Genomic DNA, 9,728 nt, shown 5'->3' with positions numbered 1-9,728 from the left:
CGCAGGCGCGGGCATACGGGTTGGGCTCCGTAGAACAGCCGGTGTCTCACGGCGCAGCCTTGTGCCCTGACTTTCCGGCTGCGCTGCGCAGGTCGGCCACCTGGGCGGCCGTCACGTCGGCGGGCTGGCCGCCCAGGGCGGTGCGGGTGTAGTTGGCCAGGGCGGCGACTTCGCCATCGGTCAACTCCTGCATGAAGCCGGGCATGCCGGGCAGGGGCGTGGGGCCCTGCTGGGTGGCCGGGTGCTTGGGCAGGCCGACGAGGATGGCCAGCACCAGGTTGCGGGCGTCGGCCTGGCGCACGGTGCTGTTGCCCTTGAGCGGGGGCATGGTGAGGCTGCGGCCCAGGCCCTCGCTGCCGTGGCAGCTGGCGCACAGCGCCATGTAGTGGCCCCGGCCCGCGTCCAGCGTGCCCGCACCGTTGCCGGCGCCATTGCCCGCGCTGTTGCCGGTGCCGGAATCCGGGGGCGCGGCGGCCGGCAGGGGCTGGGGCGCTGGCGGGTTGTCGCCCAGCAGGAAGGTGGACAGCGCCGTCATGTCCTCGGCCGTGAGGTACCGGGTGCTGTTGGCGATGACCTCGTGCATTTCATCGAAGGCGCTGCCGTGGGCCGAGAAGCCCGTCTGCAGGAACTGGGCCATGCCCTCGCGCGTCCAGCCGCGTGCGGCCAGGGCTTCGGCGGTGATGCCGGGGGCCGTGAACAGCGACAGCGTGCCGCCCTGCAGCCAGCGGTCCTTCTGCATCTGGCCGAACATGCCGCGCGGCGTGTGGCATTCGGCGCAGTGGCCCATGACATTGCCCAGGTACTGCCCGCGCAGCCAGGCCGGGCTCTGGCCCTGCGAGCCCACGGGCAGGGGCGCGCTGGACAGGAACAGCGTCTTCCAGCCGAACATCAGCACGCGAAGGTTGAAGGGGAAGGGCAGGGCGGGCTTGGTGTTGGGCTGGGCCACGGGCCGGATGTTCATCAGGTAGCCGTAGATCAGGTCCGAGTCTTCGCGGCTCATCAGGTGGTAGGAGGCATAGGGCATGGCCGGGTAGAGCTGGCGCCCGCCCGGCGCCGTGCCGCGGGTGACGGCGGCGTGGAATTCCTCGGCCGTCCAGCGGCCTATGCCGTGGTCGGGGTCGGGAGTGATGTTGGTGCCGTAGAGGGTGCCGAAGGGCGTGGGCAGGGGCTTGCCGCCCGCAAAGGGCTGGCCTTCCCGGGCGCCACCCATGCCACCCACCCCGTCATGGCAGGCCATGCAGTCGGCGGCGCGCGCCAGGTACAGGCCCTGGGCCAGCTGCTGGGGGCTGCGGTGCACGGCCTGCGGCTCGCGCTGCGGCACATGGGGCCGGTTGCCCCAGACGGCGGCAATGGCAAACAGCACGGCCAGCAGCAGGAGGATGAGCAGCAGCCCGCGCCAGCGGCGCCTGGGCCTGCGCGGTGGCGGGGGGCGGGCACCGCTGTAGTCGGCAGGTGGCGCGGCGGTGGCGGCGATGGCACCGGTGGGGGCGGCTGCGCTGGGGTCGGCGGCGGACATGGCGCTCATCCTTTCAAGGTCAGCCCGGGCGTGTTCAGGACCAGGTCCTTCACGGCCGCGTAGTAGCGCACATAGCCGGTGCAGCGGCACAGGTGGGGCTGCAGCGCCTCGCCCACGACCTGTTCCACATCGGCCGCGCGGATGGGCGCCTTGGCCAGGCGCTCGACCAGTACCGTGGCCGCGATGACGAAGCCCGGCGTGCAATAGCCGCACTGGAAGCTGAAATGCTCCAGGTACTTCTGCTGCACGGGGCTGATGGCGATGACCTTGCGCGGCTGGCCCGAGGCGCCGGGCGAGGGCGGGGGGGCGGTGTCCGCGCCGGCCGGGTCGGCAATGCCTTCGATGGTGCGGACCTTGCGGCCCTGGAAGTAGTGGGCGCCGGTGATGCAGGTGCGCATCTCGCGGCTGCCCTCGGGACCGTCCACGATGACGGTGCAGGCCCGGCATTCGCCGATGCCGCAGCCCAGGCGCGAGCCGGTGAGGTTCAGGTATTCGTGCAGGAAGTCGATCATGGGCATGCCTTCGGGCACGTCCATGGGGCCGACGGCCTGGCCGTTGACGGTCAGCGACAAGGGGCGCGGGACAAGGCTCATGGTGCGAGTGCCTCCCTGATCTTTTGCGGGGTCACGGGCAGGTCGTGGAAGCGCTTGCCAATGGCGTGGTGCAGTCCGTTGACGATGGCGGCGACGATGGGAATCATCACCACCTCGGCAATGCCCTTGGGTGGATCGGTGTCGGACAGCGGGGGCAGCAGCTCGGCCGTCTGCTTCCAGACCGCCACCTCGCTGCCGCGCGGCAGGTGGTAGCGGTGGAAGTTCCAGTTGCCGTCGCCGGGGCCGCCCTCGTACAGCGGCATGGTTTCGTACAGCGCATGGCCTATGCCCATGGCAATGCCGCCTTCGAGCTGGCCGTGCACCAGCTCGGGCACGATGGGCCGCCCGCACTCCATGATGGAGTGGTGGGCCAGCAGCTCGACCGCGCCCGTGCCCGTGTCCACCGCCAGCTCTACCAGGGCCGCATTGGCGCTGTAGTAGGTGACGCCCGCGTTGTTGCGCTGCATGGGCGGATAGAACAGGTTGCGCCGCGCAATCATGCGGTAGCCGGCGGCGCTGCGCCGCGCGGTGACAGAGGCCTCGACGGGCGTGGCCGCCTGTGGCGTGTCGGTGGTGTCAGGGGCCGGCGTGACGGCGCCGGCATCGGGCGCGCTGCCCAGGCGCACGGCCAGCGCGTCCAGCGGCCGGCGCGCGCTGGTGCCCAGGATGTCGAAGTCGGCCTCGGCCCATTGCCAGCGGTTGAAGGTATGGCCCACGGCGCCCGTGACCAGCTGCATCACATGGGCCTTCTGGGCCAGGGCCTGCAGGGACAGCGGCTGCATGCCGTTGGCCGTGAGCATGCCGTTGACCCAGCGCGCGTCCTCGCGGCGCACCACGTAGGGCGCCTTCTGGCCGCCGCCCGTGCCCTGGCTCCAGATGGCGACGGCGGCCGGCCACAGGCCGTGCTCGAAGACCACGCGCGCCGTCTCGCTGGTGGCGTGGCTGTAGTAGTAGGCCGAGTTGCTGGCACTGGCCGGCGAGGCGTAGACCGGTGTCCACAGCGGCCGGGTGGCGAAGCGGTCCTGGTCGGCCTGGGGCATGGTGTAGTTGTCGCCCTCGGCCTTGAGCGGCAGCTCCGGCCAGTCCAGGCAGGCGGTCTGCAGCTCGTCGGCGGGCTTGCCGAACCACTGCACGCACAGCTGGGCCTGCGAGGTGCCCATGCCCGTGCCGATCTCGGTGCCCGAGTGGTGCAGCAGCACGCGGCCCTGGGGCGATATCTCGATGCGGGCGAAGGCCGCCTCGCCGCCCGTGCCGAAGTCCTTTTGCACGCAGGCAAAGCCCACGCCGTAGCGCTGGCCCGGGTGGCTGGCCTCGTAGGCGGTCTTGCGCTTGGCGCGCTCGGTCCACAGCGGATGGCGGCGGGCGCGCTCCAGCACCTCGTCGGCGCGCAGGGCGCCAGCGGCAATGGCGCCCTGGGTGTTCTTGGCGCCCGAGGTCAGCACGTTGCGCAGGCGCAGCTCGATGGGGTCGATCTGCAGCAGTTCGGCGATTTCGTCCACCATCATTTCGGTGGCCGCCATGCTCTGCAGCGTGCCGTAGCCGCGTGCCGAGCCCGCGTCCAGCGCGCGGCTGGCCAGGGCCACGGCGGTGATGTCGTTCTTGGGAAAGTAGTAGATGGACTGCGCCGCCGTGCCGCCGACCATGGCGACCGAGGGCGAGAAGTTGGCGCGCCCGCCGCCATTGGCCGTCATGTTGGCCACCAGGCTCTGGAAGAGGCCGGTCTTCCTGTCGATGGCCATGGTGTAGTCGATCTCGAAGGCATGGCGCTTGAGCGAGGACTGGAACTGCTCGAACCGGTCATTGGCCAGGCGCACGGGCTTGCAGTCCGCATACAGCGCGCAGACCAGGCCGTAGTAGGGCATGGGCGCGTGGTCCTTGGAGCCGTAGCCCACCGTGTAGCAGGGGTGCACGAAAAGGCGCTTGAGCGGGAACCTGCTGGCCTGCACCATCTGCGCTGCCCATTCGGCCACTTCGTGCGGCGACTGCGTGGCCAGCACCATGTGCAGGCTTTGCGTGGCCGCGTCATACCAGCAGTTGGCGTTGTCGGGCTCCAGCGCGGCCGTGTCCACCGATTGCGTGGCGTAGTGGCGCTGCAGCACCAGCCAGTCGGCCGGCGGCGTGGCCAGTTCCTGGGCGATCTGCTCGGCCGCGCGCAGGCCGCGTGCCGTGACCGCGTCGGCCTTGGAGATCTGCGGCCAGACCAGCGGCTTGCGCTCGGCGGGGAACAGCGGGGCATCGCGCAGGCTGGAGAACACGTCTTCGTCAAAGGCCGTGGCGCCGCCCTGGCGCACATAGCGGAACACGCCCCAGGGCGGACGGTCCAGCGCGCCCGTGATGCGGCCGTAGCGGATGACGCCGGCCGTGGCCTGCAGCCTTTCCTTGGCAAAGCGAAAGCGCGCGAAGTCGTGGTAGATGAGGATGGCCACGGCCTGGCCCAGGTAGGCGGGGGTCTTGCCTGCGGGTAGCAGCATGTCTTCGCCATAGAACTCGGGAAAGGCCAGGCCGTCGCGCACCAGGTCCTCGGCGGTGACCACGCGGTCGGGCGCCAGCTCGCCGTCCAGGGAAGACAGGTCCATGCCGTCGAACAGCCGGTCGGCCAGCGTGGTGCGCACGATGAAGGCATGGGATTGCTGCTGGGGCCAGTGCGGCATGTCGCGGGCGCGGATGTCGCGGGCGAAGACCTTGGCGCCCATGACCTTGGAGCGGCCATCGAGCCGCATGCGCGGCAGCTGCGTGGCCGGCTCGCGGGCCACGCTGCCCAGGACGCGGTCTTCAAAGAGGGCTGCATAGGCCTGGCTGGCCAGCGGCGCCACCCAGACGCTGACGCCTGCGATGCTGGCGGCCTGCAGAAAGCCGCGCCGCGACAAGGGAGCCGCGCCGGCCTGGCTGCCGGCGCCGGAGTGTTGTTCTGGGCGCATGGCGCTCTTCTCCTGTGGGGTTGAGCCCACTGTAGGAGGGCGCATGCCGCGCGGCCTGTCAGCAAAGGCTGCTTCTGGCGTCAGTGCGGCGGCAGCGGCGGGTGCTTGCCATCGTCAAAAGCAGGAGCGGGCCAGGGCCACCAGGCCGCGACGGCAGCGTGCCGGCCGCACTGTCAATCAGACGCCGCCGCAAGAACGGCCTTTCCGCAGTGCTCCGTGGCGCCGCGCATAGCCCGGCAGGGCCAGGGCGTGTCCACATTCAGGCATAGTTGAGGGTTGTGCAGAAAGTAGCGAAGTCCCGGGCATAACCGGAGCTTCTTATTACTTAATTTTTTATAGTTTGCGTTTTTATAAGCGCAACCTATATTTGCTCCCACTTCCCAACAATGCGCAGCGGCGTCCCCAGGCCGTCCTGCGCCGCGGCGTTTTTTCATGATCGAGATTCGGGATCTTTCCCTGACCTACAAGGGCCCCACCGGGCCCGTCCATGCCTTGCGGGGCATCAACCTGCAGATCGAGTCGGGCGAGGTGTTCGGCATCATCGGCCGCAGCGGCGCGGGCAAAAGCTCGCTGGTGCGCTGCCTGAACCTGCTCAACCGCCCGACCTCCGGCCAGGTGCTGGTGGGCGGCCGTGACCTGATGCAGCTCAGCGATGCCGAGCTGCGCACGGCGCGCCGCGACATCGGCATGGTGTTCCAGCATTTCAACCTGCTGTCCTCGCGCACGGTGTTCGACAACGCCGCGCTGCCGCTGGAGCTGGCGGGCATGTCGGCGGACGACATCAAGAAGCGCGTGGACCCGCTGCTGGACCTGGTGGGCCTGAGCGCGCTGCGCGACCGCTATCCGGCGCAGATATCGGGCGGGCAAAAGCAGCGCGTGGGCATTGCGCGCGCGCTGGCCAGCCACCCCAAGGTGCTGCTGTCGGACGAAGCCACCTCGGCCCTGGACCCCGAGACCACGCGTTCCATCCTGGACCTGCTGCGCAAGGTCAACCGCGAGCTGGGCCTGACAGTGGTGCTGATCACGCACCAGATGCAGGTGATCAAGCAGATCGCCGACCGCGTGGCCGTGATCGACGGCGGCGAGATTGCCGAGCTGGGCCCCGTGATCGACGTGTTCACGCGCCCGCAGCAGGCCATCACGCGCAGCCTGATCGACGAGATCGTGCCCCAGCAACTGCCCGAGTCGGTGGCCGTGCGCGTGAACGCGCTGGCCGCCCAGCTGGCGCCCGGCCAGCAAGGCCGGCTGCTGCGCCTGTCGTATGCGGGCGAGAGCGCCTACCAGCCCATCCTGTCGCACCTGATCCGCGAGCTGGGGCTGGACCTGTCCATCCTGCATGGCCAGATCGACGAGATCCAGGAGCAGACCTTCGGCTCGCTGGCCGTCTTCGCCAGCGGCGATGCGGCAAAGATCGATGCCGCCGTGGACCATCTGCGCGCCACCGGCGTGCAGGTGCAGATCGTTTCCACCAGGGATTGAGCGATGTTTGAGAATTTTTCGGAAATGATGCTGGAGCTGTTCGTCAGCTCGCTGTGGGAGACCATCATCATGGTCGGCGTCTCGGGCCTGGTGGGCGGCCTGATCGGCATTCCCCTGGGTGTGTTCCTGCGCCTGACCGACCACGGCGGCGTGCTGCAGAACGGCCCGGCCAACAAGATCGTGGGCTGGATCGTCAATGCCCTGCGCTCCACCCCCTTCATCATCCTTTTGGTCGCCATCATCCCGCTGACGCGTCTGATCACGGGCTCGTCCATCGGCACCTGGGCGGCCGTGGTGCCGTTGACCATTGCGGCAGCCCCCTTCGTGGCGCGCCTGGTGGAGACCGCGCTGCGCGAGGTGGACAACGGCCTGGTGGAAGCGGCCCAGTCCATGGGCGCCACCACGGGCCAGATCGTCTGGAAGATCCTGCTGCCCGAGGCGCTGCCCGGCATCGTGGCGGGCCTGACCATCAGCTTCGTGAGCCTGACCGGCTACTCGGCCATGGCCGGCGCCATTGGCGGCGGCGGCCTGGGCGACCTGGGCATCCGCTACGGCTACCAGCGCTTTTTGCCCGATGTGATGCTGGCCGTGGTCATCATCCTGATCTTCTTCGTGCAGGCCATCCAGAGCCTGGGCGACTGGGCGGTGCGCAGGTTGAGCCACCGCTGATCCACACACCCCGGCGGCCGGTGCGGCTGGCGTGGCCGGGGCGGCAAGCTGCCGCGAGATTGTCTGAAAGAGGGATTCCATGAAAAAGCGCGCATTGCTTCAATCGCTGGCCCTGGCTGCCGTCCTGCCCCTGGCGGGAATGGCCGCGCTGCCGGCCCATGCGGCCGACGGCTCGGTCACCATCGGCGTGACCTCGGGCCCGCATGCCCAGATCGCCGAGGTGGCCAGGAAAGTGGCCGAGAAGAACGGCCTGAAGGTGAAGCTGGTCGAGTTCGGCGACTTCATCCAGCCCAATGCGGCGCTGTCGCAGGGTGAGCTGGATGCCAACATCTACCAGCACCAGCCCTTCATGGACGCCCAGAACAAGGACCGCGGCTACAAGCTCGTGCCCGTGGCCCGTGCGGTCAACCAGCAGATGGGCGTGTACTCCAAGAAGATCAAAAGCCTGGCCGACCTCAAGAGCGGTGCGCGCGTGGGCATCCCCAACGACCCCACCAATGGCTCGCGTGCGCTGATGGTGCTGGCCGCGCAAAAGCTGATCGAACTGAAGACCGGCGCGGGCGCCCGTGCCTCGGTGCTGGACATCACGGCCAATCCGAAGAAGCTGAGGTTCGTCGAGCTGGAGGCCGCCCAGCTGGCGCGCTCGCTGGACGACCTGGACGCTGCCGCCGTCAACAGCAGCTACGCCGTGGCCGCAGGCCTGTCGCCGCAAAAGGATTCGCTGGCGTTGGAAGCCACGGACACGCCGTACGTGACCGTGCTGATCGCCACGCGCGCCGGCCATGAAAAGGACGCGGGCCTGCAGGCCTTCGTCAAGGCCTATCAGTCGCCCGAGGTGCGCCAGTTCATCGACACGCAGTTCAAGGGCGCCTACACGGCGGCCTGGTAAGAGCATGGGCAGCCTCGCATCCCACCGGGTTTCCGACGCGGACTTCGTGGCCGCCATCGGCGTGCAATGGCAGCACCGCCCGCTGGCGCCCGAGCCCGGCCTGGCCGCGCTGCTGGCGCAGGCCCAGCTGGACGACGGCGGCAAGGCCACCGTGGTCCAGGCCGTGGGCATGCTGGTGGTCGACGAATGCGTGGCCCATGGCTACCACAGCATGGACCTGGTCGTGCTGCACCCAGGCACGCCGGGCCTGGACGAGGCGCTGGAGCGCTTCGACAAGCCTCACACCCATGCCGATGACGAGGTGCGCTACATCCTCGAAGGCGAAGGCCTGTTCGGCTTTTTTGATGCCCACGGCCAAGAGCGCGTGCTGCGCGTGCAGCCCGGCGACTACCTGCGCATACCGGCCGGCGTGGAGCACCGCTTCACGCTGACCGCCACGCGGCGCATCAAGGCGCTGCGCCTGTTCGCCGATACGGCGGGCTGGGTGGCGCAATATACCCAGCGGCCCGCCGCTGCCATGGAGGTGCCCGCATGAGCCTGCCTGTCCCGACACTGTTCCAGACACTTGACGATGCGCTGTTCACGCGCGCCCAGGACCTGCTGGACGAGGAATGGCTGCGCAGGGATGCCGACCTCGCCCCCGTGCTGCCCGTGGTGCTGGCGCGCGGCGTGGGCCAGGACTGGCACAAGGCCGGCACTTTCCGCCACCACCTGGCGGGCGTGGCCCGTTCGCTGGCGCTGTGGCGCCAGCCGCGCGACGTGCGCCTGCTGGGCCTGCTGCACAGCGTCTACGGCAACGCCTTCGTGGACCTGGTCAAGTTCGACGCGGGCAGCGAGCGCGGCCGCCTGCGCGAACTGGTGGGCGAGGGCGCCGAGCACCTGGTCTACCTGTTCTGCACCATGAGCCGCACGCAGTTCATGCAGAAGATCCTGGCCGGCGACCTGGCCGAAGACGGCTCCATGGCGCTGGAATCCGCCGGCCGCAGCCAGCGCCTGAGCGCCTATGAGGTGGCGGCTTTCACCATCGTGAGCATGGCCGATGCCATGGAGCAGTGGTTCAGCTGGCAGGAAGACATCTACTCGCAGTTTCCGCAGGTGCAGAACCAGCGGCAGCAGGGCGTGCACTGGGCGGCCTCGCTGTGGCCCGGCCCCATGCGGCCTGCCAGCCGCATGCTCAGCCAGATCAGCGACCTGGGCCGTGCGCTGCAGCACCCGGCGCTGCGCGCCCAGCTGCCGCTGCCGCCGGTGTTCGACCATTGCAGCCGGCAGCTGTCGCCTGGCGACGAGGCCGCTGCCGTGTCGCTGTACTGGTCGGTGATCCAGCTGGACCAGCCGCTGGTGGACCTGGACGCCGCCACGGCCGTGCTGGAAAGCGCCGTGCGCCTGAACCCCTGGGTGGGCGAGCCGCAGATGGTGCTGGCCCAGCTCTACCTGTCTGCCGGCCGCGCCGACGACGCCGCGCGCGCAGCCGCCAGCGCGCTGCAGTGCTTCAGCGGCTGGGGCAATGCCTGGGACAAGCGCGTGCAGTGGGACGCCTGGATCGCCTGGACGCGCATCCTGCTGCAGTCGGCGCAGCAGGGAAGCTGGCCCGAGCGCCTGGACAAGCTCAACAACCTGGCCCTGAAGGGCTGAGATGCAAAAAAGCCTGGCGCGAGAGCCAGGCT

The 9,728-nt window shown here is 69.4% G+C and carries 8 protein-coding genes; 5 read left to right on the top strand and 3 right to left on the bottom strand.

Annotated features, from left to right (window positions below; all coding sequences use genetic code 11):
* Window positions 1-46: 46 nt before the first annotated feature.
* From ACF8O7_RS13210 to ACF8O7_RS13200, 3 genes are read right to left on the bottom strand one after another with little or no spacing between them, the layout of a single operon-like run.
* The gene (locus ACF8O7_RS13210) at window positions 47-1,516 is read right to left on the bottom strand and encodes a c-type cytochrome (protein WP_392443493.1); all 1,470 of its coding nucleotides are present in this window, start codon (window positions 1,514-1,516) and stop codon (window positions 47-49) included.
* A gap of 5 nt (window positions 1,517-1,521) precedes the next feature.
* Window positions 1,522-2,109, bottom strand: coding sequence for a (2Fe-2S)-binding protein (locus ACF8O7_RS13205; RefSeq protein WP_016448090.1), 588 nt, complete (start codon window positions 2,107-2,109; stop codon window positions 1,522-1,524).
* Window positions 2,106-5,027 (bottom strand): xanthine dehydrogenase family protein molybdopterin-binding subunit, encoded by a 2,922-nt coding sequence (locus ACF8O7_RS13200; RefSeq protein ID WP_392443490.1) that lies wholly within the window; start codon window positions 5,025-5,027, stop codon window positions 2,106-2,108. The genes ACF8O7_RS13205 and ACF8O7_RS13200 overlap by 4 nt, the downstream gene beginning before the upstream one ends.
* 432 nt (window positions 5,028-5,459) lie before the next feature.
* Between ACF8O7_RS13200 and ACF8O7_RS13195 the strand changes: the two genes are divergently transcribed.
* From ACF8O7_RS13195 to ACF8O7_RS13175, 5 genes are all read left to right on the top strand, one after another.
* Window positions 5,460-6,506: a methionine ABC transporter ATP-binding protein gene (locus tag ACF8O7_RS13195; protein ID WP_016448088.1), complete on the top strand. Its 1,047-nt coding sequence runs from the start codon at window positions 5,460-5,462 to the stop codon at window positions 6,504-6,506.
* Between the two features lie 3 nt (window positions 6,507-6,509).
* On the top strand, window positions 6,510-7,175 hold the full coding sequence (locus ACF8O7_RS13190) for a methionine ABC transporter permease (RefSeq protein ID WP_012205011.1): 666 nt from the start codon (window positions 6,510-6,512) through the stop codon (window positions 7,173-7,175).
* 79 nt (window positions 7,176-7,254) lie between these two features.
* Window positions 7,255-8,064, top strand: a complete 810-nt coding sequence (locus ACF8O7_RS13185) for a MetQ/NlpA family ABC transporter substrate-binding protein (protein WP_012205012.1) — start codon at window positions 7,255-7,257, stop codon at window positions 8,062-8,064.
* Between the two features lie 4 nt (window positions 8,065-8,068).
* Window positions 8,069-8,599 (top strand): cupin domain-containing protein, encoded by a 531-nt coding sequence (locus tag ACF8O7_RS13180; RefSeq protein ID WP_017404667.1) that lies wholly within the window; start codon window positions 8,069-8,071, stop codon window positions 8,597-8,599.
* Entirely contained in the window at window positions 8,596-9,696 is a 1,101-nt protein-coding gene (locus tag ACF8O7_RS13175; RefSeq protein ID WP_312840626.1) for a DUF6817 domain-containing protein, read from the top strand. Before ACF8O7_RS13180 ends, ACF8O7_RS13175 begins: the two co-directional genes overlap by 4 nt.
* Window positions 9,697-9,728: the final 32 nt, after the last annotated feature.

The sequence above is a fragment of the Delftia sp. WSY_16 genome (genome assembly GCF_043104415.1).
GTDB lineage: Bacteria > Pseudomonadota > Gammaproteobacteria > Burkholderiales > Burkholderiaceae_C > Comamonas > Comamonas tsuruhatensis.
Note: the sequence above shows the minus strand (reverse complement) of the source record. Positions and strands in the feature narration are given on the sequence as shown.